This window comes from Corynebacterium ciconiae DSM 44920 (genome assembly GCF_030440575.1).
Taxonomy (GTDB): Bacteria; Actinomycetota; Actinomycetes; order Mycobacteriales; family Mycobacteriaceae; genus Corynebacterium; species Corynebacterium ciconiae.
This window is the reverse complement of record NZ_CP047189.1, coordinates 538594-561781: the sequence shown is the minus strand read 5'-3', so window position 1 is coordinate 561781 and position 23188 is coordinate 538594. Positions and strand designations below refer to the sequence as shown.

The window sequence follows — 23188 nt, the reverse complement described above, 5'->3', positions numbered from 1 at the left end:
ACCGACTGGGCGGTGGAGGGTGGCGTCGATAAGCGAGCGCCTAGGCGTAGCCATCCTCGGTCATCGTTGTGTGTAAGACACGGCCGGCCACAACGACTTTGACCAGCGCGATGATGACCGCCATGACGGCAAACATGGGAACCCAGGCTTGCCACCACAGCCCAGTTAAAAGATTCTCTGAACCGAGGGCCCTATTCAATTGCGTGACCACGTACACCGCCATAACAGCAACAATCGCTGCCGCGGTGACCGCGAGTGCACACGCCTCCCCTACCTGGATACTCAGCGGCGCGCGCGACGGCGCTCCAGCCAGCCGCAGCGCCCGCACATCCGCCGCGATACGGTGCCGCATGAGCAGGGAAATAGAGAGTGCAGCAACGACGCTGGGCACGATTGCAGGTCCAAGCACCACGACAAACACCTGCCACTTCGATACCTGGGCGTTGGCCCCATCTGCCATCATCGCCCGCATTCCGGAACCAATAACCACGATCAACCCGCCGAAGAGTACCCACGGCAAGATCTGAGGAGCGCTGAAGCGGCGCCGCTGACGCACGTTCGCCCCAGCAATTCCCATTACTCGCGTCCATTGATCCACGAGGGGCATGAGCCACGGAATCAGCAGACCCACGCCGGCAATAAGCCCCATCGACCAGCCGAGAAGATCATCAGGCTTCATCTCTGCGAACAGCGAAGGCGCAACCACCGCCGCCAGCAGCAGCACGGCTAAGGGAGCTGTCCACCGCGCTGTACGTACCACCTTGGGGCGAAAAATGCGCCGTACCGGCAGAAGAACAGCCAGCACCGCGGCACCAGCGCAGACCCCGACGGAAAGCAGCGCGGTCGCCGCGCTCACTGTGAGCTGGTCAAGAACTATCCCATCAGAGAGCAGCGCTTCTCGCGCTGGTTCGAGCAGCGGCGGCACCAGCACCAGACCAGCCGCGCTTGCCACTAACGCAACGACCGCAACCTGGCCGAGCACAAACACCACGATGAGCCAGCCGGGCATGCCCACAAGCCGCCAACTGCGGTAGACCTCCCAGTGCTCGTCGATGAGTAGACGCATCTGCGCCGCCACAACGAGCACGATGGAGCACAGCGACATCCCGAGGATTGTTCCGCCTAGGGGTACGGCGTCATCGGTACCAGAATCCATGAGCACCAATGCCAGGCTGCAGCTCGCCGAAGACACCGCTAGGGTGAGGACCACTGCAAGCCACGAGACGCGATTCGCCCATACATCTTTAAGCCACACGATCATGAGCAGCCTCCAAGTCGATCACGCGGTCGGCCGCTGCTGCTGCGGCGTGCGAGTGGGTCACCATCACCACGGTGGCGCCCGCGTGCGCCGCAGCACGCAAATGGTGCAGCACGGTGTCGGCGGTGTCATCGTCAAGGGCTCCGGTGGGTTCGTCGGCGAAGATGAAGGGGGCCCGCGCGAGCAGTGCTCGTGCCACGGCCACGCGCTGCTGTTGTCCACCGGATAACTCGGCGGGCAACTGTTTCTGGCATCCATCTAGCTTGAGATCCCGAAATGCTTGATCTGCGGCCTCCTTGCTGCAGCGCCGCCCCGAGAACTTGGCGGTGAGCAACGCATTAGTCCGAGCGTCCAGGGATTCCAGCAGGTTATAGTCCTGAAATACGAAAGCCCGCTGCGTGCGGCTCGGCGCATTGACTGTTCCTGAGCTGGGTTTGTCCAAACCGGAGAGCAGATTGAGTAAGGTGGATTTTCCGCAGCCGGAAGGGCCCATGATGGCCACAAACTCCCCAGGGGCGATCTCAAGGTTGAGATCCTTGAACACCAGACGAGGACCGTACTTCTTAGTGAGGTTCTGTGCTTGTAACATGCTGTCATCACAACACGCTCACCCGCGCTCGGCGCTGGAGTTGGCTGCCGAATCCATGGTGGAGCTAGCTCCACTGCCTTCGACCGCGTGCCCGTTTAGGCTTGATAGTTATGTCAGTTCTGCGCTCGATTGGGTGGAATGCCCTCCTTGCCGTGGCGTGTATCCCAGCGCTGATAGTCAGCGTCGTCCTTGTACCGTGGCTGCCGCTTCTGGCCCGTCCCGTGGATGCTTATGGTCGCCTTGGGGCTAGGCTGTTCGCCAGCCCTATCCGCCATCGAGAAGCATCGCGATGGTTCGATATTCGGCAGATTCTTCATCTTCTGCTGCAGTTGCTTATCTCGTGTCTGAGTTTTTTCATCTGGAGCATTCTGGGTCTGACCACAGGATTTTTACTGGTTGCGCCCTTTGTTACGGATACCCTCGAGATCAATTCATGGCAGAGCACCAACCGCGCGTTGAATGTGGCCATCTGCTTCGGTGTCGCCTCGCTAGCGTTGATACTGCTCGCGGCGTTGGCGTGGGCGATGACGTGGGTGTCGGTGCGTATCTCTCAGCTCATTCTCGCCCCTTCCGCCCGAGATGTAGAGACCTCGCGTGCTTTGCTTGCCGACGCTTTTTCGGGCGAGCGACGCCGCATCGAAAGGGAACTTCATGATGGGCCGCAGCAGCATCTCACTGCTCTCAAGCTCAACCTCGCGGCCGCCCGCCTCTCCGAGGATCCCGAGCCGGCACTTCTCAAAGCCCAGGAAAACGCCGCCCAAGCGCTGGCTGCCCTGCGGGCCACGGTGCGTGGCATTGCCCCTCAAGTGCTCTACGATAACGGTCTCGTGGCGGCAGTCGAGGAATTGATCGCCCACGCGGGAATAGACACCACACTGCACACTGACACAGCACCCCTACCGCCGCTGGATGAGACCACAGCGTTACTGGCCTACCACTGCATTAGTGAAGCGCTAACGAATGCCACTCGGCATGGCCACGCCACCCACGCCGATATCTCTATCCTCACCACCGGTTCTAGGCTGCAGGTGAGAGTGCACGACAACGGCCAAGGAGTAGACACCCCACTCCCCACCGCCGACGGCGAGCGCACCGGCACCGGCATTGTGGGGCTACGCGAACGCGCCGCGGTGCTCGATGGAGCCCTCACGCTGCGCAGCGCCACCACCGGCGCAGTACTTGAACTGACCGTACCTTTAGCAAGAAAGCCCCTGTCATGAACATTCTTCTCGCGGAGGACTCCACGCTGCTGCGCGCGGGGATAACACAGATTCTTCAGGCCCTCGGGCACGAAGTCACCGCGGTGGAAGATGCCGACACGCTCCGCGAGCACGGCCTCGGAGCAGATTATGACCTAGTGATTACCGATGTGCGCATGCCACCGACCATGGGCGATGATGGCCTCAAAGCGGCCGCCGAACTGCGCCACTCACGCCCCGAGCTGCCGGTGATCGTGCTGAGCCAGTATGTGGCCGCCAGCTATCTAGACCAGCTCATGAGCGCTGGGAGCTTCGGCTACCTCTTTAAAGAACGGGTCTCTGAGATCGAAGAATTTGTTCAAACAATCGAGGACGTGGCTGCTGGCAACACAGTGGTGGACCAAGAAGTGGTCGCTACCCTGCTCAGCGCCAAACGCGACGGCATCACCGCACTAACCCCTAGGGAAAAAGATGTGCTAGCACTCATGGCCCGCGGACTCAGCAATCGAGACATTGAAGCGTCATTATTTTTAAGCCCTTCGGCGGTGAGCAAACACGTGGCCAATGTGTTTATGAAACTAGGGTTTCAGCCCGAGGATGATAATCGCCGAGTAAAGGCAGTCTTGGCGTGGCTGCGCCATACTGGCTAGGCCCCGCTCAGAGCCCCTCACGGTGCACGCCCCCTCCACCCTGATCGGGGCCAGTGGCTGGTGATATATCCCACGGAATAGGCCTTCTGCCATGGTTGTGTGCGAAGACCTTTGCAGCCCGTGGGCGGACGGGACTATACAGGGCCACATGAGCACATTTGCATTGGACAATCCGAACACCGGCCGCTCCGAGAAGGAGTTCGACCGCATCAACGATTCCGACCGCGACGACATTCTCGATCGCTCCACTGCCGCCTACGCCTCCTGGCGTACAAGCTCGATCGAGGAACGAGTAGCGGTACTGAACGCTACCGCTGATCTCTACGAAGAGCGCGCGGACGAGCTGGCCGATTATATCGGTCGGGAAATGGGCAAGCTGACCCGCTGGGCCAAGGCAGAGATTCAGATCGTGGCTGATATCTACCGCTGGTACGCCGAGCACGCCCACGAATTGCTTGCCGATGAATACCTACCCGCCTCGGGCGCCCAGCAGACCGTGGTGAAGAAGGAGCCACTCGGCCCACTGCTGGGTGTCATGCCGTGGAATTTCCCCTATTACCAGGTAGCTCGTTTCGCCGCCCCGAACCTGCTGCTGGGCAACACCATCGTGCTGAAGCACGCATCCATTTGCCCACTCTCCTCCCAGGCCTGCCAAGATCTGCTGGAAGAGGCAGGCTTGCCGAAGGATGCCTTCATCAACATTTATGCTTCCGGATCGCAGATGGACGCCTTCGTGGCAGACAAGCGCATCAAGGGCGTATCCCTCACAGGTTCCGAGGCCGCCGGCGCTGCAGTGGCACAGACCGCTGGCAAACACTACAAGAAGTCCGTGCTTGAGCTGGGCGGCAACGACCCCTTCATCGTGCTCGACGATGAGAACTTGGAGTGGGTGCTGGAGCAGTTCCTCAAGATCCGTATGTATAACACCGGCCAGGCCTGCAACGCACCGAAGCGTCTGATCGTGATGGACGACTTTTACGATCGCACTGTCGAGTTCTTGGAGCAGAAGATCAGCGCACTGTCCGTGGGCTCCTACGATGACGAGAATGCTGACATCGGTCCGCTGTCCTCTATTGGGGCCCGCGACGAGATTGTCGAGCGCCTCGAACAGGCCGCCAAGGAGGGCACCGCGACGATTCGCGTCGGCGGCACCGCCATCGACCGCGAGGGCGCGTACATGGAGCCCACCTTGCTCACCGATGTGGACCCCTGCGCCGAGGTCGGCTGCAACGAGATCTTCGGCCCTGTCGCCATCGTGTACAAGGTGAAGGATGTCGAGGAGGCCATTGCTTTGGCAAATAATTCGGACTACGGCCTGTCCTCCTCGGTATGGGGCACGGACCTGAAGCAGGCCTACGCTGTGGCCCAGCAACTCGAGGATGGCATGACCTTCGTCAACGAAGCCTCCGTAACCGCTGCCAATCTGCCCTTCGGTGGAATCAATCGCTCTGGCTACGGCCGCGAGCTGGCCCGCTGGGGTGTGGGCGAGTTCGTGAACGAGCACCTCTACCGCGTCAGCGACCAAAGCGATGCGGGCCTGTCCCCCGCTCTGTAACACCTGAACGCTCAAGCGCCTAAGCCCTAGATGCGCCCACCTGCCGACGCAGGTGGGCGCATCCGCGCACTTGGGGCATTCACGGCTCACTACTATCGCAGCCGATGCGGGTCTCAGCTATTGCTGCTCGATGATCGACTTGCCAGGTGGGCTCCACGCAGCCAGGCCGCACATCCCGTTGCCACCGATGTACGAAACGCGGCCAAGCTCGGCCGAGCCCAGACTAGGCGCCCCTTTCAGGTGCTCTACCAGTGCCGATACAAGAAGAAACCCACCTACCGTGGTAGGTGGGTAGTGGTGCGCCTGGGGAGACTTGAACTCCCACGTCCTAAGACACTGGAACCTAAATCCAGCGCGTCTGCCAATTCCGCCACAGGCGCCCGCACCGTCTTGAAGGTGCTGCGGGTATTGTATCCAGCGGCTATGCCGATCGCCAACAGCACTGTTGACGCGGGGTTTTCTCCTCTGCTTACCGGCCACTGGGCGTGGCCCGGAGCGCGGCGTCGATAAGCGTGTTGGGTATCGTAGACGGTTGTGAGTACTAATCAGGGTGAGCCGTCCTCTTCGCCGCGTCCTCGCAAGCGCGCGTCGGTCGGGATGATTGTATTTGTCGCCCTCGCGGTGGCTGCCACGCTCGGCTTGGCCTATTGGCAGTGGACGCGATTCCAGTCGGGATCGGGTACCTTCCAAAACTTGGGCTATGCGCTGCAGTGGCCGTTTTTTGGGGCCTTTATTGTCTACGCCTACCGGAGTTATCTCAAGTACGAAAATGAGATGCTTGACGATGGCGAGGATGTCTCCCCCGTGGATCGTCGTATTGCTGAGCGCGGAGAAATGACTGAGATCGATGAGAATTTTCTGCCCCGCCGCCCCAGTGTGGATGTAGACACCTTCAACTCGCTCAATGAGCAGCGTCGCTCCCCTCGTTCCCCCTCCGCCGAAACCAACGAAAGTTCCTAGATAAACATGACGTCTTCTTCTCAACGCCTAACCCCCACCCCACAACGGCAGGAGCGCGTACGTAACGCGCTGAAACTATTCTCCATCGCGGCGTGGGTCACCGGTGTGTGGCTAATCATCCTCACCACCCGCATGATTCTCGAGTATGTGGTGGGCATCGACATGCCGGAGTGGACCCGCATCATTGGCCAGCTGCACGGCCTGTTCTACATGCTCTATCTCATCGCGACCCTGAACCTCGGTGTGAAAGCTCGGTGGGAGCCCATCCGCTGGATCCTCACCGCGCTCGCCGGCACCATCCCCTTCCTGTCCTTCGTGGCCGAGGCCCGCCGCCGCAAGGAAGTCACCGCCGCCTTCCAGCTCTAAGCCGGGCCGCTTATCGACGCCCACCCCACCCCCGACCACGGCAGCACCGCCGAGCCTGATCACTGCGATCGGACTCGGCGGTGCTGCTATCTCTGGGATCTCGCGAAGGCTACGCGCCTAGCTCGACGAGGACTCTTCGTCTTCCTCGGACTGCTCGGCGGTGCGGGCCTCCCACTGCGTCACCAGTGAGGAGATAGCGGGCACAAGGGCCTCCAGGGCCTTGCCTCGGTGCGACAGCGCATCCTTTTCCTCGGCGCTGAGTTCCGCAGAGCTGCGGGGGCGCTCATCGGTACCCTCCACCCGCTCATCCTCCTCGGCCGGAACGAACAACGGATCGTAGCCGAAACCATTCTCGCCCACGGGATTGCGCAGCAAACGACCAACCCACTCGCCTTTTTCGATGAACTCTTCGCCGTCTGGGGTAACGATGGCGCATACCGACACGAAGCTGGCGTCGCGCCGGCCCAGGGGCACATCCTTCATCTGCTTCAATAGCAGCTCATTGTTGGCGTCATCGTCTCCCTCGCCGGACCACCGGGCAGAGAGCACGCCCGGCATGCCGTTCATTTCCTTCACACACAGGCCGGAGTCGTCGGCGAGAGTCACCTCGCCGGTGGCTTTCGCCCCGGCGCGGGCCTTGATGAGCGCATTATCGGCGAAGGTGCGACCATCTTCTACTGGCTCCTCGTAGCCGAGGAGATCTTCCGTAGTAACGAGCTCGCAGTTATCGATACCTGCGGCATCGAGCACGCGGCGTAGCTCGGCGAGTTTCTTGGTGTTGTGAGTAGCTACATGCAGCAGCATCGCATCAGTCCCCTTAATCCAACTTCGCTAGGCCTTGAGGGCCTGCTTCTGGGCGTCGATCAACTCGCGGCAGCCCTTTTCTGCCATATCCAAAATAGCGGTGACTTCCGCGCGGCTGAAGGTGTTGTGCTCGCCGGTTCCTTGGATTTCCACAAATTCGCCAGAGTCGGTCATGATCACGTTCATATCCACATCGGCGCGGGAGTCCTCCTCGTAGGGAAGATCGAGGCAGACGTGGCCGTCGATGATCCCCACCGACACCGCCGCGACTGGCGGCAGCAGGGGATCGCCGCTGAGCACTCCCCGCTCACGAAGCACCGAGATGGCGTCGGCAAGCGCCACATAGGCGCCTGTGATCGCAGCGGTGCGGGTACCGCCATCGGCTTGGAGGACATCGCAGTCAATGGAAATGGTGTTTTCTCCGAGCTGCGACAAATCCACAGCCGCGCGCAAGGAACGCCCCACTAGGCGAGAAATCTCGTGCGTGCGGCCCTTGACCTTGCCGCGCATGGATTCACGCGGCATCCGCTCATGTGTGGCAGCGGGCAGCATGGAGTACTCCGCGGTGAGCCAGCCCTCGCCGGAATCCCGCTTGAAACGCGGCACCGACTCCTCGATCGAAGCGGTGCACATCACGCGAGTGTTGCCAAACTCCACCAGCACACTGCCAGCGGGGTTGGTGGTGAAACCACGGGTGATTCGGACCGGACGCATCTCATCGAGAGCGCGCCCATCTGCGCGCTGAAAGCTAGTAGTCATGGGCTTCAGGGTACACCGCAGCCCATGTTCACTCCCTAGGTGCTAGGGGCCTAGCCGGTGTACACCTGCCCAGGGGCACCCACCACGATGGGCCCAGAGAATTCTTCGGCCGCGGCACGCACCGCCCCGTCCGCATCGCCCCACGGCGGAATGTGAATGAGCACCAGTGTGCCCACCCCTGCCTCGCGCGCGATACGCCCAGCCTCACGGCCAGACAGATGCAACCCCTCCGGCTTATCGTCCGAGGAATACCCCCAGGTGGCCTCGCACAGAAACACGTCCGCCCCGCGGGCGCACTCACGGGTGGATTCAGTGGGGCTGGTATCGCCGGAGTAGGCGAACACTGTTCCCGTGGCTTCTTCCTCGATACGCAGGCTATAGGCCTCGATCGGATGGATAGCTCGATAGGGGGTGATAGAAATGCCCTCGAGGTGCTCCGCCTGGCCCAGCGTCCAAGTGGAATACGCGAAGGTATCGGACATGTCATCCACCCCATCGGTGACATCCGCCGAGATGCGCCCCAGCCGCAGCTCGGTATCACTCGGCCCGAAGCACAGGTTGCGCCCCTGGGCTGCCATTTCGGGGTGGAAACGGCGCCACACCAGCAGAGAGGGGAAATCGAGGCAATGGTCCGCGTGGAGGTGAGAAAACACCACATGCGCCTCTGAGGGGTTGATCATCTGCATCAGCTGTGCCAGCACCCCGGGGCCGATGTCCATGATGATGGACTGCCCGCGTTCGCCCTGAAGGAGATATCCCGACGCCGGCCCCTCGGGGCCGCCCATGCTGCCGGTGCATCCAATGATGGTCAACTTCATACCATCACTCTGCCACTAAAGCCGCGGTCATGTGGAAAAAGCCGCGGCGGTGTCTGAAAAGTTACAAGCCCTGCGCGTGTTGGACCTCAGTCACATGAGGGCCGAGGAATCGCTGTGACAGCGTGGCAAAGATAGCGGGATCGCCGGTGGATTCGAAGGAGCGCTGCGCCGTGTGGTCCGGATCGGCGAGCTGGTCGGTCTGGCTGAGCACCCGCAACACATCCTTCGCGGTTTCCTCCGCGCTGGAAACGAGGGTGACATCATCGCCCATGGCCAGCTGGATCACACCAGAGAGCAGAGGATAGTGCGTGCAGCCGAGAACGAGCGTGTCCACGCCGGCCGCCTGCAGCGGCGCCAAATACCCCTCGGCCACGCCTAGGATCTGGCGCCCTGAGGTGATTCCGCGTTCCACAAAGTTCACAAACTGGGGGCAGGGAGTGGCCGTTACCTCAACCTGTGGTGAGGCGGCGAAAAACTCTTGATAGGCGCCCGAGGTGATCGTTCCTTGGGTGCCGATGACGCCGATTTTGTTATTGCGCGTGGTGGATACAGCACGTCGCACCGCAGGCAGGATCACGCCCACCACGGGAATGTTGTAGCGCTCGCGCGCATCCCGCACGAAGGCTGAGGTCGCTGTATTGCAGGCAATGACGATCATTTTGCAGCCACGGCGCACAAGCTCATCGGCGATGCGCTGCGAGTGGTCTCTCACCTTGGACAAAGGCTGCGGCCCATAGGGGGCGTGTGCGGTATCACCAATGTAGATAATGGACTCATGAGGCAGCTGGTCCACGATCGACCGCGCCACGGTGAGCCCGCCGAGGCCTGAATCGAAGATACCGATCGGGGCGTTATTACTCGGCTGATCCGCGAGTACGCGCTCGTGCCCGAACTCATCAACCACCGTGCGGAAATTCCACGGATTATCCACCATTAGCTGCCCTGTGCTGTCTTTGTCCTCGCTGGTATCCACAGCACGCAAGCCTAGTGGGGCGGGCGCGCGAACACTAGCAGCAGGCAGCCACCACCCAAGTCCGCAGCTGCGTACAGCCTGCACGGGGCGCAGGTGGGCGCCCTATGCGGTGTCTCGCCTACTAGTAGCCGTAAGGAGATTGTGGCCGCGAGCTGATCTTTCTCACCGGGTCATCTGAGGTAATCACGGCGCCGGCGACGATCCCGCCGAGCGCCCCGCCGAGGTGGCCCTGCCAGGACACCGCCGCCTCGGTGGGAATCACACCCCAGACAAAGCCCGAGTAAGTAAAAGCGAGGACGACGCCGAGAATGATCTGCCGAAGCGAGCGATTAAACACTCCTCGAACGATGAGATAACTCAGCCAGCCGTAGATCACCCCCGAGGCACCGATGTGGTTCGTGCCGGGATAGCCCAGAAACCACGCTGCCAGTCCGCCCGTGATGGCTGCGATGATGGTCACTTCCCAAAAGGTGCGTTTGCCGGTGACGCCGACAAGAAAAGCAAAAAGTGCGCCTGTCACTGTGTTGCCGATGAGATGATCCATATTGGCGTGCAAAAACGACCATGTCAGCACATGCCACAGCGTGGAGGTATCCCGCGGATGAATACCGAACCACGAGAGATTCAGCGCACCGGTCTGCTGCACAAAAAACACGACCCAGAGCACCACCACATAACCGATAGCGATGCGCACACCGGTACCGAAACCGCCCCGCGACTGGCGCTGCGGGGTTCGGCTCATCTTCCGCGGTGCAGGGCTATAGGCCGGACCTGGGTGCTCGCTGCCGCCATAGGCAGGCTGATGGGAATAGCGGGAATAGCCATGAGACATGTGAAGGTGACTCTTTCTAGGACTCGGTGGTGTAGCCGATTGTACGCACGCCGCTTACACCCGTTACATGCTTATCGACGCCACCTCTAGACCCCGCTGAGCTGAGCCCACAGCCGTCTTTGGAAAAGGCGGAGCTAGCTCATATAGGCGTGCAACAGGGAATCCTGCACGTAACCAAGCCATTCCACCAGCTGATCGCGCTCTTCTTCCGCGCCTTCGTGGTTACTCATTTCGGAGGATGCGATGTAAAGGCGAAGATCATTCAACCCCGACAGCCACGCATGCACGTCTTCATCATCAACCACAACATGTACGCCACCATCGGGTCCGAGGGCGCCGTTAATGACCTGCAGGTTGCGCAGTTTGTCCTTGCAAATATCGTTTTCGTGCAGAGAACGCAGCAGGGCATTGTCCCCCTCGAATTCTTCATCGCCTTCCCGTTCAAAATCGGGCAGGAGACGGGCCAAACCAGGATCCTTCGGCGCCTCTTTGTGGCCGCTCGACATTCCCACAAGTTCTTCGAGCTCATCTTTCGGAGCTGACTGGGCGCGTTGAATCAACGCCTCCGATACCGTGGCGGTGAGATTTCCCAATACTTCGCGCTCGAGTGGCTCAAACACGGCAGTGTATTTGGGGCTGCGCATCAGCCCCTTCTTGCGCTTGAAGGCTTCCATTCTGGCTTTCTTTTTCTCTACTACTAGGGCTCACACTATGTCTCTGTGGCCCAGTACTGTCAGTGGCTCTTAGCCGGCTTGCTGCATAGTGGCCCACAGGCCTGCGGTGTGCAGCTTTTTCACATCAGCCTCTACCTTGTCGCGCTCACCAGAGGAGACGACCGCCTTGCCTTCGGTGTGGACCTGCATCATGAGCTCGTTTGCACGCTTCTTGTCGTATCCCAAGACCGTGTGAAAGATGTAGGAAACGTAGCTCATCAGGTTCACGGGATCATCCCAGCAAATGCACAACCACGGCAGGTTTTCGCTGGTGGTGACATCGACCTCGAGTGCTTCGTCGAGCTCGGGCGTGGCCATCGGCGCCGAGGGGGTACTCATTGCATTCATACTCCATAGGTTAGTCATAAAGAACGTTCCTCGGGGGTTGATAGGGGTTGATTACTCAAGGCAGTTCGGCGGTGGGTGCCGGCAAGTCGACGTCGATAAGCAAGAAGCGCTGCATGAACGCGTATGGTGAAGACATGGTAGAACACGAGAACCTGAAGAGTGTGTCCTCGGCGCTGCTCACTGACATGTATGAATTGACCATGCTGGAAGCCGCCATCAAGGACGGCTCGGTGGATCGGCAGTGCACATTTGAAGTTTTTTCCCGGCGGCTGCCCAGCGAACGCCGCTACGGGGTGGTAGCCGGTACTGCACGCGTGCTCGACGCCGTCACCAGTTTTGTGTTCTCCGAGGCGCAACTCAGCAGCCTCGATTTTCTCAGTGAAGAAACTCTCGACTATCTGCGGAATTACCGCTTCTCCGGCGATATTGACGGCTATCTCGAAGGCTCGCTGTACTTTCCCTATTCCCCAGTACTTACGGTGCGCGGAACCTTTGGCGAATGCGTGATCCTAGAGACGGTAATCCTCTCTATTCTCAACGCCGATTCCGCCGTGGCCTCCGCTGCCGCGCGTATGGTCACCGCCGCTGACGGCCGACCCATTCTGGAAATGGGCTCGCGCCGCACCCACGAATACGCGGCCGTTACCGCCACCCGCGCCGCCTATCTCGCTGGGTTCTATGCCACCTCCAACCTGGAGGCCTCGCACCGCTATGGCGTGCCCGCCTCCGGCACCGCCGCCCATGCGTGGACGCTGCTGCACGTGGACGACAATGGTCAGCCTGACGAGGAGCGGGCCTTCCGCTCCCAGATCGCCGCCCAAGGAGTAGGCACCACCCTGCTGGTCGATACCTTCGACATCACCAAGGGTGTCGAGACAGCTCTGGCAGTGGCCGGAAACCAACTGGGGGGCGTGCGCATCGACTCCGGCGATCTCGGCGTGCTCACTCGGCGGGTGCGGGATCAATTGGATGCCGCAGGAGCCACCGATACCAAGATTGTGGTCTCGTCCGATCTGGATGAGTTTGCCATCGCAGGTTTGCGCGGCGACCCCGTGGATGTTTTCGGTGTGGGCACCTCAGTGGTCACCGGATCCGGTGCTCCCACCGCGGGCTTGGTGTACAAGCTCGTGGAGGTCGACGGCCACCCGGTATCCAAGCGCTCGTCCAATAAGCGCTCTCATGGGGGCACCAAACGCGCCCTGCGCACCCTGCGCCCCACCGGAACTGCGGTGGAAGAAATCGTCTACCCCTTCGACCACGACACCCCACCGACCGGGCGCTTGGGTTTTGTGGAGCTGACACAACCGCTCATGCGCGGCGGCGCAATCGTCGATGGCCTACCCACTCTGAAGCAGTCCCGCGACTATCTCGCACGCGAAATCGAATCCCTCCCCTGGGAAGGCTTGGCGCTTTCCCGCGGCGAGCCCGCAGTGAACACCCGCTTCTACGGCTTCGACCACTAGCCACCAGAAACAGACCGGCCATGGGCCGGCCGGCGGCATCTACACTCGGCTCACAGACCAGCTGGCAAGCCGCAGCCAGCCCAAAGCCCACGGACCCGGTGGGGCTGACGGGTGCTGACAGCCCCACGGGGCCGACGCCTCATTAGTATGTGCGTTATGAGTTCCTCCGACAGCCCCGCCTCCCCTACGGACGATGTTCTCGGCCTGCTTCATGCGGCCGTCGATCACCTCGGCGGGGCGCGCCGCGAGGGACAAGAGAAGATGGCGCACGCCGTTAGCTCCGCTCTCTTTCGGCAGCGTCACCTCGCTGTACAGGCTGGCACGGGTACCGGTAAATCCTTGGCTTACCTCGTGCCGGCTTTTCGCTATGCGCACGAAACCGACACCACGGTGGTGGTGTCCACAGCCACGATCGCACTGCAACGCCAGCTCGTCGGCCGCGATCTCCCAGCACTGGTTGCAGGCCTGCGCCCGCACCTCGACCGCGAACCCACCTTCGCCATCCTCAAAGGCCGCAACAACTATCTGTGCCTGCACAAGCTCAACGCCGAGGATCCTTCGCTGCCCATGGACGAGGCAGAACAACCTCCCACCGAACTGTCGGATTTAGGAAAACAGGTTCGCCGCATCGCCGAATGGGCCGAGGAGACCGACACGGGCGACCGCGATGATCTCGACCCTGGGGTCAGCGACCGAGTGTGGAATCTCATGAGCGTGAGCTCAAGGGATTGCATGGGGGCCACCTCCTGTCCCTTCGGCGAGGAGTGCTTTGCAGAACATGCCCGCCAGCACGCCAACGATGTGGACGTGGTGGTAACCAATCACGCCCTATTGGCCATCGATGCGCTCTCTGATGTGGATATTCTCCCCGAACACGATGCGGTGATTATTGACGAGGCCCACGAGCTCGACGGGCGCATCACCGCTGTATCCACCAACTCGCTCTCTTCTACGGCCCTAAAGCTCACCGCCACCCGGGCCGGCAAGGTGGGCGTGGACGGCAAGGAAACAAAGCTCGCCGAGCTGGCTGAAGAATGGGACCTCACCCTCGAGAGCGAAGAGCCGGGCCGCTGGTTAACCATCAGCGAGCACGCGTCGGGAATGCTCACGAGCGTGCGCAAGCAGTGCACCAGCATGCTCTCTTCCCTCGACAGTGGCGAACCGGGAGAAGATCAAGAGGCCGCGGCCGAGCGACGCTCGCTGAATAACCACATCGTCGAGCTCGTCACCGCCATCGACCGAATCATGGCGGTCTTCGATACCGATAACCCCGCCGAGCAGCAGGACGTGGTGTGGCTCGATCGACCCTACACCGCCTCCCCAGAAACAGCTGGGTTCAACAGCAGTTCTCGGCGCGATTCGCTGAACGTGGCCCCACTCTCGGTGGCTCCCCTGCTGGCCCAGAAGCTCTTTTCCACCTCCACCGTGGTGCTCACCTCCGCCACGCTGGCACTCGGCGGTAATTTCAACGCGATGGCCGCCTCGTGGGGACTCAAGCAGGGAACGTGGGACAGCCTCGATGCCGGCACCCCCTTCGATACGCGTTCCTCGGGCATCCTCTACTGCGCCACCCATCTGCCCGCCCCGGGCCGCGACGGCATCTCCCCGGAGGCACTGGAGGAGATGCGCGAGCTCATCATGGCTGCCGGTGGCCGCACCCTGGGGCTGTTCTCCTCCCGCCGCGCTGCCCGCGAAGCCGCCGAGAAGCTCCGCCCGCTCGTTCCCTTCGATATCCTGCTTCAGGGTGATGATTCCATCGGCGCGCTCGTCTCCGAGTTCGCACGACACGAAAACACCTGTCTTTTCGGCACGCTTACCCTGTGGCAAGGCGTAGATGTGCCTGGCCGTTCCCTCTCGTTAGTGATGATCGACCGGCTGCCCTTCCCCCGCCCCGATGATCCGCTCCTGCAAGCCCGCAAAGAGGCCGCCGATGCTGAGCAGCGCAATGGCTTTATGGAGGTCGCGGCCACGCACGCCGCGCTGCTGCTCGCCCAGGGTGCGGGCCGGTTGCTGCGCTCTGTCACAGACCGCGGCGTGGTGGCGGTGCTGGATCAGCGGCTCGTAACCAAACGCTATGGCACCTTCCTCAGGCGATCCATTCCGCCCATGTGGGAAACCGCCGATCCCGCCGTGGTGCGCGGGGCATTGCAGAGGCTGGTGCGCTCATGAACCTCGCAGCATTGCTTTTCGACGCCACCCTGCCCTCCCACACCGCCCTGGTAGACAGAGAACGCAGCATCACCTACCCGCAGCTGCGCGAGGAGATTCTGGACCTCGCCGGCGCGCTCCACAGCAGCGGGGTGGGCACTGGAGACGTGGTGGGCATTCAGCTGCCTAATGGCATCGACTTCGCCCGCTGCTTCTTCGCTGTTCTTGCCGCCGGTGCAACAGCCACCCCGCTGGGCACGCACCTCAGCGATGAGGAGGCGCAGGCCCAGCTGCGTGATGCTCAAGCGACGCTGGCGATGCGCAGCCCTGAGGATATCGCCGCCGTGCTCGCCCGCCCCCACGCACCCGCCCCCAGCTTTGCCACTATGTCTCCGCAGGATCGGGCGTGTCTGCCCTTCTCCTCCGGTACAACGGGGACACCTAAGGCGGTGGTGCTCACCCACGGCAACCTGTGCGCCAACGTGGTGCAGTTCGCCGAACGTGTCAACGTGGCTGCGGAGGATACCTGTCTATCAGTTCTGCCCTTAAGCCATATCTATGGCCTCACAGCACTTCTTACCGTGCCGCTCTATTGCCGCGCACGGGTGATAGCCACCCCCTTTTCGGCAGAGGACTTTCTCCGCGACCACCAGCGCTTCCACGTCACCACCACCTTCATCGCCCCTCCCCTTGCACGGCTATTAGCCCAGCATTCCCTCGTTGACACGATTGATTTTTCCCACTGCAGCCAGATGATCAGCGGCGCGGCGTCACTGCCGGCAGCTGTGGCCGCCGCCGCAATGGAGCGCACGGGGGTGCCGATCCGTCAGGGCTATGGGCTCACTGAGGCATCGCCGGTGACCCACCTATGTATGCCCGACTCGCCCGTGACATCCATTGGTCCTCCACTGCGCGATACCCGCCAGCGCATCGTAGACCCACAAAGCCTCAAGGATCTCTCGCCCGGCGAGGTGGGCGAATTGTGGGTATATGGGCCGCAGGTGATGCAGGGCTACGCCGGTGCCGGCCCAGATTCCTACGGCGCACTCGTAGATGGCTGGTTACGCACTGGGGATATGGCCTATATCAATGAACGCGAGGAAGTCTTCATCGTCGACCGTTTAAAAGACATCATCAAATCCCACGGCTTCCAGGTCTCGCCAGTGAAACTGGAGGATGTTGTGCTGCACTTTTCTGGAGTCTCCGATTGCGCTGTGGTACCAGGAATAGGGCCGCACGGCGAAGAAATGCCGGTGGCGTGTGTGGTAGCTGATGAATCTAGCGTGGATCCGGAGGAGCTCATGGCCTTCGTGGCCGAGCGCGTCGCACCCTTTGAACGGATCCGGCAGGTCCGCTTTGTTGACGCCATCCCGCGTTCTGCAGCAGGCAAAACCCTGCGACGCTTGCTGCGCGCTTAGAGCGGTAGAAGCGCCGCCGCTGTGACAAGGAGCGTCCACAGGCTTTCCCAGAGCCCGACCTTCTTGGCGCTGATCGGCCGCTGGCCTGCATCCAGTCTCCGATTGTTCAGCATCGGCATCATGGTGGCTCGCGCAACGAGGCCACAGAATACGCTTAACGCAAGCCACGAGGCCTCCCCCGCGAGATAGAGCCCCAGCACGATCAGGGCAGCCACGCTATGCATGCCAATGGAGATACCCAGCATCCGGCTACTGCCACGATCACGGATCAGTGTCTTAACCAGGGGAACCGTGCCGGCAAAATACATGGCGATGAGCAGCGTCGTGATCCACACGCTGCGATCCAGCGCGCCGGTGATGAAGCAGGCCACGGGGATCAACAGACTCGAGGCCACCACTGTAGACAGCCCAGAGGCTAAGGATCGGCCCCGCTTGTTCCACGCTTCCCACACAGCGATGGCTATCAGCGGGGCGAACAGCAGAGAGAAGATGAGTACCTGCGGCTGGGCGAAAACAACCACCCCTGAGGCCAGCACGCTGACTCCTCCATATACGCACATCGGCGTGGCGTACTGTCTCCGCCTATTGCCGCGGGTCGCATGACGAACTTTCAAAAAAAGTCCCGCAGCGAAGAAACAAAAATATCCGCTCAGCCATGCAATGGCGAGCGGAATATGTAAGGGACTACCCCCTGCACGCACGACACCGATCACTAGCGGCAGAATAACCATCACCCACGCTCCGTGCTGATCCGGCACCCATGCCCGGTTGCGAGCGGAACGGGTGCCGTGCGACCGGCGTGCGGCCTGTGCAGGGGACGGCGAAGGAGATGGGGTTCTACTCACAAGGATCAGTGTAGGTCACGCTAGGCTTAGCCCACACTGTGATCTTGTGCAGCCCTAGTTCTGCGAACGAGGGTCGTCGTCTTCGGACGGCTCTTCGAAGCGGAATGGACGATTCTGCGGCTGATTCGGCCACTCAGACGTGCCCTCTGGGTGCTGTTGCTCGGGGCGGGCGTGAGCACCCGGCTGGGAGGTGGACTCATTCTGGGGATAGCCCTGCCAGCTAAACGGTTCAGACCCCTGGGATCCATCACCGGCTTGGGGATTCTCCTGCTGCGGGTAACCACCCTGCTGGTAGCCGCCCTCCTGCTGGTAACCACCCTGCTGGTAGCCGCCCTGCTGCGAAGCCGCCGATGCGACACCGGCATAAGGTGCGGAAGGATCGCCAAGAAAACCAGCTGGGCCACGGGACTGCTCGTACAGGACTGTCATGAACACAGCGAGGAAGGGGGTGGTGAACACAGTGATGATAGGAAGCGCGCCCCCTACCATGCTGATTACAAGCATGATGAGCAGCGCCAGTACCACCACGCCAAGGTTTTTAGTCACTACATCCTTGGAGCGCTTCAAGGCACCAACGACACCCAATTCAGGCTCTCGCAAGTACGCGGGAACCGCGAAGCACAGAAGCACCGCCGCGATGAGGCCTGGGATGATCAACAATACGAAACCGATCAGTGTCAGCACACCCACGAGAAGGCTGACACCAATAAAGCCGAGGAAGCGGTCGATGCGGAAGAAGTCCGCAAAGGAGAGCTTGCCTTCCCGCAGAGCGTCGCTCGACGTGCGGTAGACGAAGAAGCTCGACACCATCGACACCACAGCCGCCACGAGGAAGAACAGGAAGAAGGAAACCGCTTCCTCTCCAGTCATGCTCTCGTTTGTTCCTGGGTCGGCGAGGAAGCTCGTCGTCCCCAACTGAGTAACAAGAATGACAATGCTGATGATCGCGAAAATAAGATTGCCCAGCACCAAAGGAATCCAGTTCTGGGAGAACACCTTCCACGAAACAGTGAGTGCACTGCCCAGGTCCGGTGACCCGAGAGGTTGCTTTCCTTCGGGCTGGCCGTAGCCGTTATAGCCGTTATAGTTCGGATCAGGCTGTCCGCTATAAGGATTCTGAGGATATGTCATGCCACAACGGTAGCGTATATCGCATTTAATATCGTCTTAGGGGAAATAGTATCGAGCAGCCGCCGTGATTGACCCAGGCGCTACCTCTGTGAACCCAGCATCCGCTACGTGGACTACGTGAGGATCCTGCACCCACCGCTGGAACTCCGCGCGGGGCAGCTCGCGCACCTGCAGATCGAAGCCCATGCACGCCCACGACCATGCGTCTTCTACCGGCATAGCTGCAGCTAATAGCATAGATGCGTGACCTACCTGAGCGGTTTGTTTACCCACACTCATTCCCAGATCACGGTCCACCACGATCATCGGTACATCCCGCACGGGCGGCTGGATGTCTACCGGCGGTAGGTCAGTTCCGCCGATTTGAAGCTTCGCTAGTACCGGATCGGTGTCTGCTATCGCAGAAGGCACACACGCCCGAGCCTGGGCTCCATTGACCGAACACGTGACTCCCGGAACCTCTTGAGCACGCCGCCAGTGGATATTGCGGGCCCGGCGAGACACCTTACGGATCCGTGCCCCGTACCAGCGCCCGAGCGCTGCGGCGTAGCTGTTATCGCGGCCAGCCCGCTCATCGAGACAACATGCCACTACCGCCTGAGCTGATGCAGCGCACAGACTCAACCGGTCCGGCGGTTCGCTTTTCGGCATATGCAGCACAATTGGCATCGCTTGGATGCTCGAAGGATCGGCTGGGTCTTCAACATCCGACGGGCGGGGTGCAGAGATTGCGGCAAGCCGCGCATGCGCGGTCCGGAAGCTCTCAGGAATCTCAACCATGGTGGAGCAGTTTAGCTCTGCGCAGAGAGGGGGACGCGCCGGTAGGTGCCCTCCGCGAGGTCTTCGGAGTCGATCTCTTCCCGCGAGATACCGAGGATGTGCAGGATCTCGTCCATGTAGGGATGGTTCACGCTGGTATCAGCGATCTCCTTGAGAGCCGGCTTGGCGTTGAAGGCAATGCCCAAGCCCGCCGCAGAGAGCATGTCGATGTCATTGGCGCCATCGCCCACCGCCACGGTTTGGTGCATGTGGAGTCCCGCATCGGCGGCGAACTCGGTGAGGAAGCGGGCCTTGGCGGCGCGATCCACAATCTCACCCACGACCTTGCCGGTGAGCTTTCCATCAACGATCTCAAGGGTGTTCGCTCGGACATAGTCCAGCTCTAGATCAGCGGCGAGGCCTTCGAGTACTTGAATGAATCCGCCGGAGACAACGGCGGCTCGGTAACCCATGCGCTTAAGCGTGCGGATGGTGGTACGTGCCCCAGGCGTGAGCTGAATGTCTCGGGCGACGTCATCGATAATTGAGGCATCGAGCCCCTCGAGTACGGCGACGCGCTCGCGCAGGGATTCTTCAAAGTCCAATTCGCCGCGCATCGCACGATCGGTCACTTCCTTGACCTCGGCTTCTTTACCTGCGTGGGCGGCCAGCATTTCGATCACTTCACCAGTGATGAGTGTGGAATCGCAGTCGAAGCAGATCAGCCGCTTAGAGCGGCGCTGTAATCCGGCACGCTCGATCGCTATATCGATGCCCAGCGACGCGGTGAGCTGGGCGAGTGCCTTACGCAGGCTCACTCCCCCGCCCGGTTCCGGATTGGCCACCGTCACCAAAAGTTCAATCCCGGTGACAGGGTAATCGGAAATCCCGCGAATGGTGTCGATATTGGCCCCATAGTCCGCCAGTGTCTGACCAATAGCCGAGATGTGCTGTGCGGTCACAGGAGAGCCGAGCACCACCACGGCATGGGTGGACATGGGCCGCGTGGGCGATAGCTCTTCGCTAAGTTCGACGGTGATCTGCATGCCATATGCGCGCATGGTTTCCGTCAGGCCGACGCGCAACATCTCCTCGTTGTCCGCGTTGAAGCCAACAAGGGCAGCTAGCGCGAGGCGTCCACGGAATTGAGACTGTTCGACGTCGAGGAGCTGCACTCGATGGGCTGCAAGGACACGGAAGAATGCGGCGGTCACTCCGGAGCGGTCTGGGCCCGTAACTGTCATCACCGCTGGGGTGAGACCCTCGCGAAGGGTGGTGGAAATATCGCTACTGGTGTTGCTGGCGTTCGGCGAGGTGGTCACAGTGCGTGCTGTCCTTATGCGTCGATAAGCTTCCACCGCGCTCGGGGCTCGGCGGGAGCAGGCGAATAGCTCTGACAAATGTCACAGACTACCCGCTTAAACGTTGTTTTCTTGAAGTTCACCCACCTATGACGGCCATTTAGGCCCATACGGGGGCGATAGCCGCCGCTGCCTGCATGCACAAAAGGCGTTACCGCCCGGCCACCGAGGTGGTGGATCCGAACGGTAACGCCCTTAGTCGAGGAGGTTTCTAGGAGGTTTAATCCCTCGAGCGTGGAGCCTTAGTGGCGGCCCACGTGTGCTTCCTTGCGCATGCGCTCAACCATGTGCGGGTAGTGCAGCTCGAACGCGGGGCGCTCGGAGCGGATGCGCGGCAAGGAGGTGAAGTTGTGGCCGGGGGGCGGGCAGGAGGTTGCCCACTCCAAGGAGTTGCCATAACCCCACGGGTCGTCCACAGTGACGACCTCTCCGTAGCGCCAGGACTTGAACACGTTCCAGATGAACGGAATCACGGACAGGCCCAGGATGAAGGAGAACACAGTGGAGATCTGGTTCAGGGTGGTCCAGCCATCGGACTCGAGGTAGTCGGCGTAGCGGCGGGGCATACCCATGTTGCCCAACCAGTGCTGCACCATGAAGGTGCCGTGGAAGCCGATGAAGGTGAGCCAGAAGTGGATCTTGCCCAAGCCCTCGCTCAGCATACGACCGGTCATCTTCGGGAACCAGAAGTACACACCAGCACAGGATGCGAACACAATGGTGCCGAAGAGGGTGTAGTGGAAGTGTGCGATGAGGAAGTAGGACTCAGAGATGTGGAAGTCCAGCGGCGGGGAGGCCAGCATGATGCCGGTCAGACCACCGAAGAGGAAGGTGACCAGGAAGCCCATGGTCCAGATCATCGGGGTTTCCCACGAGATGTGGCCGCGCCACATGGTGCCCACCCAGTTGAAGAACTTCACGCCGGTCGGAACCGAGATGAGGAATGTCATGAAGGAGAAGAAGGGCAGCAGGATAGCGCCGGTGACGAACATGTGGTGTGCCCACACAGCCATGGACAGCGCACCGATGGACAAGGTAGCGAAGACCAGGCCAACGTAGCCGAACATCGGCTTGCGGGAGAACACCGGCACGATCTCGGAGACGATACCGAAGAACGGCAGCGCCAGCACGTAAACCTCAGGGTGACCGAAGAACCAGAAGAGGTGCTGCCACAGCAGCGCGCCGCCGTTACCGGGAGCGTAGATGTGGCCGCCAAGCTTGCGGTCATACAGAACACCCAGAGCGGCTGCGGTGAGCAGCGGGAAGATCAGCAGCGCCAGCACGGAGGTGACGAAGATGTTCCAGGTGAAGATCGGCATACGGAACATGGTCATACCCGGTGCACGGAGGCACAGGATGGTGGTGAGCATGTTGATAGCCGAGGCGATGGTACCGACACCAGTAGCGCCGACACCCACGATCCAGAAGTCCGAGCCGATACCCGGGGAGTGGATGGCGTCATTCAGCGGCGAGTACATGGTCCAGCCGAAGTCCGCGGCACCACCAGGGGTGAGGAATCCGGCGAGCATAACGAGACCACCAACAGTGGTGATCCAGAAGCCGAAGGCATTGAGGCGCGGGAAGGCAACGTCCGGCGCGCCGATTTGCAGCGGCATGACATAGTTGGCGAAGCCCCAGACGACGGGCGTGCCGTACAGCAGCAGCATCACCGTGCCGTGCATGGTGAAGAGCTGGTTGTACTGCTCGTTCGACAGCATCTGGAGGCCGGGTTCAAAGAGCTCTGCGCGGATCAGCAGTGCCATCAAGCCACCGACAAAGAAGTAGGTGAAGGACACAATGATGTACATGATGCCCAGGACCTTGTGGTCGGTGGTGGTTAGCATCCGCCAGGCCAGATTGCCCTTGCGAGCGTGACCTGTAGGCGCAGGCCGAGCAGGTGCGACCGGTTGGTCGACCCGTGGCGCTACAGCGGTCATATTTTCCTCCTGACTAGGTGGCGGTGAGAGATAGACCCCCACCGCCGACGTTCATACACCCCATATCTTAAGGGAAGTATAAGTTTTTCTGCCAGTCCTCCTAGGATCTGGACTTGTCCCTACCTTAACGGCTACCACCACTTTTGGGAACCAGAATCCGGTTTCCGCTGTGCCCAGCACGCTTCTACCTAAGAATTTGCTTAAGCCCGGTGGTATCGATCACATTTTCTGGCGAGCGCTTACACCAAAAGGGGGGTTAGCTAGGCCGATAGGTGGGCGTCGATAAGCGAACCGCTCTACGA

General features: G+C 61.0%; 22 protein-coding genes and 1 tRNA gene. 8 read left to right on the top strand and 15 right to left on the bottom strand.

Annotation, left to right across the window (positions count from 1 at the left end; translation table 11 throughout):
- Positions 1–40 precede the first annotated feature (40 nt).
- On the bottom strand, positions 41–1261 hold the full coding sequence (locus tag CCICO_RS02450) for an FtsX-like permease family protein (protein ID WP_018018880.1): 1221 nt from the start codon (positions 1259–1261) through the stop codon (positions 41–43).
- On the bottom strand, positions 1245–1847 hold the full coding sequence (locus CCICO_RS02445; RefSeq protein ID WP_026161302.1) for an ABC transporter ATP-binding protein: 603 nt from the start codon (positions 1845–1847) through the stop codon (positions 1245–1247). The genes CCICO_RS02450 and CCICO_RS02445 overlap by 17 nt, the downstream gene beginning before the upstream one ends.
- A gap of 110 nt (positions 1848–1957) precedes the next feature.
- Here CCICO_RS02445 and CCICO_RS02440 point away from each other — a divergent pair, with 110 nt between their 5' ends.
- The 3 genes from CCICO_RS02440 (at position 1958) to CCICO_RS02430 (ending at position 5251) form a co-directional block, all read left to right on the top strand.
- On the top strand, positions 1958–3067 hold the full coding sequence (locus CCICO_RS02440; RefSeq protein WP_026161301.1) for a sensor histidine kinase: 1110 nt from the start codon (positions 1958–1960) through the stop codon (positions 3065–3067).
- A complete protein-coding gene (locus CCICO_RS02435) occupies positions 3064–3696 on the top strand; it encodes a response regulator (protein ID WP_018018876.1) in 633 nt (210 codons plus the stop codon). Before CCICO_RS02440 ends, CCICO_RS02435 begins: the two co-directional genes overlap by 4 nt.
- Before the next feature lie 148 nt (positions 3697–3844).
- Positions 3845–5251: an NAD-dependent succinate-semialdehyde dehydrogenase gene (locus tag CCICO_RS02430; protein ID WP_018018875.1), complete on the top strand. Its 1407-nt coding sequence runs from the start codon at positions 3845–3847 to the stop codon at positions 5249–5251.
- A gap of 295 nt (positions 5252–5546) precedes the next feature.
- On the opposite strand, the gene CCICO_RS02425 is transcribed toward CCICO_RS02430, so the two are convergent.
- Positions 5547–5631: transfer RNA gene (locus tag CCICO_RS02425), tRNA-Leu, on the bottom strand.
- A gap of 217 nt (positions 5632–5848) precedes the next feature.
- Between CCICO_RS02425 and CCICO_RS02420 the strand changes: the two genes are divergently transcribed.
- Both CCICO_RS02420 and CCICO_RS02415 read left to right on the top strand, forming a co-directional pair.
- Complete coding sequence (locus CCICO_RS02420; protein WP_018018874.1) at positions 5849–6211, top strand: hypothetical protein; 363 nt, start codon at positions 5849–5851, stop codon at positions 6209–6211.
- A 6-nt stretch (positions 6212–6217) separates the two neighbouring features.
- On the top strand, positions 6218–6577 hold the full coding sequence (locus CCICO_RS02415; protein WP_018018873.1) for a DUF3817 domain-containing protein: 360 nt from the start codon (positions 6218–6220) through the stop codon (positions 6575–6577).
- A 117-nt stretch (positions 6578–6694) separates the two neighbouring features.
- Here the strand turns inward: CCICO_RS02415 and rdgB are convergent, their stop codons facing one another.
- The 7 genes from rdgB to clpS form a co-directional block, all read right to left on the bottom strand.
- Positions 6695–7381 carry an RdgB/HAM1 family non-canonical purine NTP pyrophosphatase gene (rdgB, locus tag CCICO_RS02410; protein ID WP_018018872.1) on the bottom strand — a complete coding sequence of 229 codons (687 nt, stop codon included), beginning with the start codon at positions 7379–7381 and terminating at the stop codon, positions 6695–6697.
- Between the two features lie 27 nt (positions 7382–7408).
- A complete protein-coding gene (rph, locus tag CCICO_RS02405) occupies positions 7409–8140 on the bottom strand; it encodes a ribonuclease PH (protein WP_018018871.1) in 732 nt (243 codons plus the stop codon).
- Between the two features lie 50 nt (positions 8141–8190).
- The gene (locus CCICO_RS02400) at positions 8191–8958 is read right to left on the bottom strand and encodes an MBL fold metallo-hydrolase (protein WP_018018870.1); all 768 of its coding nucleotides are present in this window, start codon (positions 8956–8958) and stop codon (positions 8191–8193) included.
- Between the two features lie 61 nt (positions 8959–9019).
- Positions 9020–9892 (bottom strand): glutamate racemase, encoded by an 873-nt coding sequence (murI, locus tag CCICO_RS02395; protein ID WP_018018869.1) that lies wholly within the window; start codon positions 9890–9892, stop codon positions 9020–9022.
- A 160-nt stretch (positions 9893–10052) separates the two neighbouring features.
- Positions 10053–10763 carry a rhomboid family intramembrane serine protease gene (locus tag CCICO_RS02390; RefSeq protein WP_018018868.1) on the bottom strand — a complete coding sequence of 237 codons (711 nt, stop codon included), beginning with the start codon at positions 10761–10763 and terminating at the stop codon, positions 10053–10055.
- A gap of 134 nt (positions 10764–10897) precedes the next feature.
- Positions 10898–11437: a DUF2017 domain-containing protein gene (locus CCICO_RS02385; RefSeq protein ID WP_018018867.1), complete on the bottom strand. Its 540-nt coding sequence runs from the start codon at positions 11435–11437 to the stop codon at positions 10898–10900.
- Between the two features lie 69 nt (positions 11438–11506).
- On the bottom strand, positions 11507–11815 hold the full coding sequence (gene clpS, locus CCICO_RS02380; RefSeq protein ID WP_018018866.1) for an ATP-dependent Clp protease adapter ClpS: 309 nt from the start codon (positions 11813–11815) through the stop codon (positions 11507–11509).
- Between the two features lie 122 nt (positions 11816–11937).
- On the opposite strand from clpS, the gene CCICO_RS02375 reads away from it, so the two are divergent.
- From CCICO_RS02375 to CCICO_RS02365, 3 genes are all read left to right on the top strand, one after another.
- A complete protein-coding gene (locus CCICO_RS02375) occupies positions 11938–13287 on the top strand; it encodes a nicotinate phosphoribosyltransferase (protein WP_018018865.1) in 1350 nt (449 codons plus the stop codon).
- Between the two features lie 156 nt (positions 13288–13443).
- Positions 13444–15456 (top strand): ATP-dependent DNA helicase, encoded by a 2013-nt coding sequence (locus CCICO_RS02370; protein WP_018018864.1) that lies wholly within the window; start codon positions 13444–13446, stop codon positions 15454–15456.
- Entirely contained in the window at positions 15453–16853 is a 1401-nt protein-coding gene (locus CCICO_RS02365; protein WP_018018863.1) for a class I adenylate-forming enzyme family protein, read from the top strand. Before CCICO_RS02370 ends, CCICO_RS02365 begins: the two co-directional genes overlap by 4 nt.
- Here CCICO_RS02365 and CCICO_RS02360 read toward each other — a convergent pair.
- The 5 genes from CCICO_RS02360 to ctaD all read right to left on the bottom strand — a co-directional run bounded on the left by CCICO_RS02360 (position 16850) and on the right by ctaD (position 22886).
- The gene (locus tag CCICO_RS02360) at positions 16850–17611 is read right to left on the bottom strand and encodes a YwiC-like family protein (RefSeq protein ID WP_279625136.1); all 762 of its coding nucleotides are present in this window, start codon (positions 17609–17611) and stop codon (positions 16850–16852) included. The two genes, CCICO_RS02365 and CCICO_RS02360, sit on opposite strands and share 4 nt — an antisense overlap.
- Positions 17612–17752: 141 nt before the next feature.
- A complete protein-coding gene (locus tag CCICO_RS02355) occupies positions 17753–18829 on the bottom strand; it encodes a YciC family protein (RefSeq protein ID WP_156809797.1) in 1077 nt (358 codons plus the stop codon).
- 36 nt (positions 18830–18865) lie between these two features.
- Positions 18866–19609 (bottom strand): peptidyl-tRNA hydrolase, encoded by a 744-nt coding sequence (locus tag CCICO_RS02350; protein ID WP_026161297.1) that lies wholly within the window; start codon positions 19607–19609, stop codon positions 18866–18868.
- 11 nt (positions 19610–19620) lie between these two features.
- Entirely contained in the window at positions 19621–20832 is a 1212-nt protein-coding gene (gene serB, locus CCICO_RS02345) for a phosphoserine phosphatase SerB (RefSeq protein ID WP_083878249.1), read from the bottom strand.
- A gap of 359 nt (positions 20833–21191) precedes the next feature.
- Positions 21192–22886, bottom strand: a complete 1695-nt coding sequence (ctaD, locus tag CCICO_RS02340) for an aa3-type cytochrome oxidase subunit I (RefSeq protein ID WP_026161295.1) — start codon at positions 22884–22886, stop codon at positions 21192–21194.
- Positions 22887–23188 lie beyond the last annotated feature (302 nt).

Excerpts from the sequence above, each read along its gene's own strand:
- CCICO_RS02385 (WP_018018867.1), bottom strand. The coding sequence starts at position 11,437 with ATGGAAGCCTTCAAGCGCAAGAAGGGGCTGATGCGCAGCCCCAAATAC.
- CCICO_RS02430 (WP_018018875.1), top strand. The coding sequence starts at position 3,845 with ATGAGCACATTTGCATTGGACAATCCGAACACCGGCCGCTCCGAGAAG.
- CCICO_RS02390 (WP_018018868.1), bottom strand. The coding sequence starts at position 10,763 with ATGTCTCATGGCTATTCCCGCTATTCCCATCAGCCTGCCTATGGCGGC.
- CCICO_RS02415 (WP_018018873.1), top strand. The coding sequence starts at position 6,218 with ATGACGTCTTCTTCTCAACGCCTAACCCCCACCCCACAACGGCAGGAG.
- serB (WP_083878249.1), bottom strand. The coding sequence starts at position 20,832 with ATGACAGTTACGGGCCCAGACCGCTCCGGAGTGACCGCCGCATTCTTC.
- CCICO_RS02450 (WP_018018880.1), bottom strand. The coding sequence starts at position 1,261 with ATGATCGTGTGGCTTAAAGATGTATGGGCGAATCGCGTCTCGTGGCTT.
- rph (WP_018018871.1), bottom strand. The coding sequence starts at position 8,140 with ATGACTACTAGCTTTCAGCGCGCAGATGGGCGCGCTCTCGATGAGATG.
- CCICO_RS02440 (WP_026161301.1), top strand. The coding sequence starts at position 1,958 with ATGTCAGTTCTGCGCTCGATTGGGTGGAATGCCCTCCTTGCCGTGGCG.
- ctaD (WP_026161295.1), bottom strand. The coding sequence starts at position 22,886 with ATGACCGCTGTAGCGCCACGGGTCGACCAACCGGTCGCACCTGCTCGG.
- rdgB (WP_018018872.1), bottom strand. The coding sequence starts at position 7,381 with ATGCTGCTGCATGTAGCTACTCACAACACCAAGAAACTCGCCGAGCTA.
- CCICO_RS02435 (WP_018018876.1), top strand. The coding sequence starts at position 3,064 with ATGAACATTCTTCTCGCGGAGGACTCCACGCTGCTGCGCGCGGGGATA.
- CCICO_RS02400 (WP_018018870.1), bottom strand. The coding sequence starts at position 8,958 with ATGAAGTTGACCATCATTGGATGCACCGGCAGCATGGGCGGCCCCGAG.
- CCICO_RS02445 (WP_026161302.1), bottom strand. The coding sequence starts at position 1,847 with ATGTTACAAGCACAGAACCTCACTAAGAAGTACGGTCCTCGTCTGGTG.
- CCICO_RS02375 (WP_018018865.1), top strand. The coding sequence starts at position 11,938 with ATGAACGCGTATGGTGAAGACATGGTAGAACACGAGAACCTGAAGAGT.
- CCICO_RS02370 (WP_018018864.1), top strand. The coding sequence starts at position 13,444 with ATGAGTTCCTCCGACAGCCCCGCCTCCCCTACGGACGATGTTCTCGGC.
- CCICO_RS02365 (WP_018018863.1), top strand. The coding sequence starts at position 15,453 with ATGAACCTCGCAGCATTGCTTTTCGACGCCACCCTGCCCTCCCACACC.
- clpS (WP_018018866.1), bottom strand. The coding sequence starts at position 11,815 with ATGAGTACCCCCTCGGCGCCGATGGCCACGCCCGAGCTCGACGAAGCA.
- CCICO_RS02420 (WP_018018874.1), top strand. The coding sequence starts at position 5,849 with ATGATTGTATTTGTCGCCCTCGCGGTGGCTGCCACGCTCGGCTTGGCC.
- CCICO_RS02355 (WP_156809797.1), bottom strand. The coding sequence starts at position 18,829 with ATGACATATCCTCAGAATCCTTATAGCGGACAGCCTGATCCGAACTAT.
- murI (WP_018018869.1), bottom strand. The coding sequence starts at position 9,892 with ATGGTGGATAATCCGTGGAATTTCCGCACGGTGGTTGATGAGTTCGGG.
- CCICO_RS02350 (WP_026161297.1), bottom strand. The coding sequence starts at position 19,609 with ATGGTTGAGATTCCTGAGAGCTTCCGGACCGCGCATGCGCGGCTTGCC.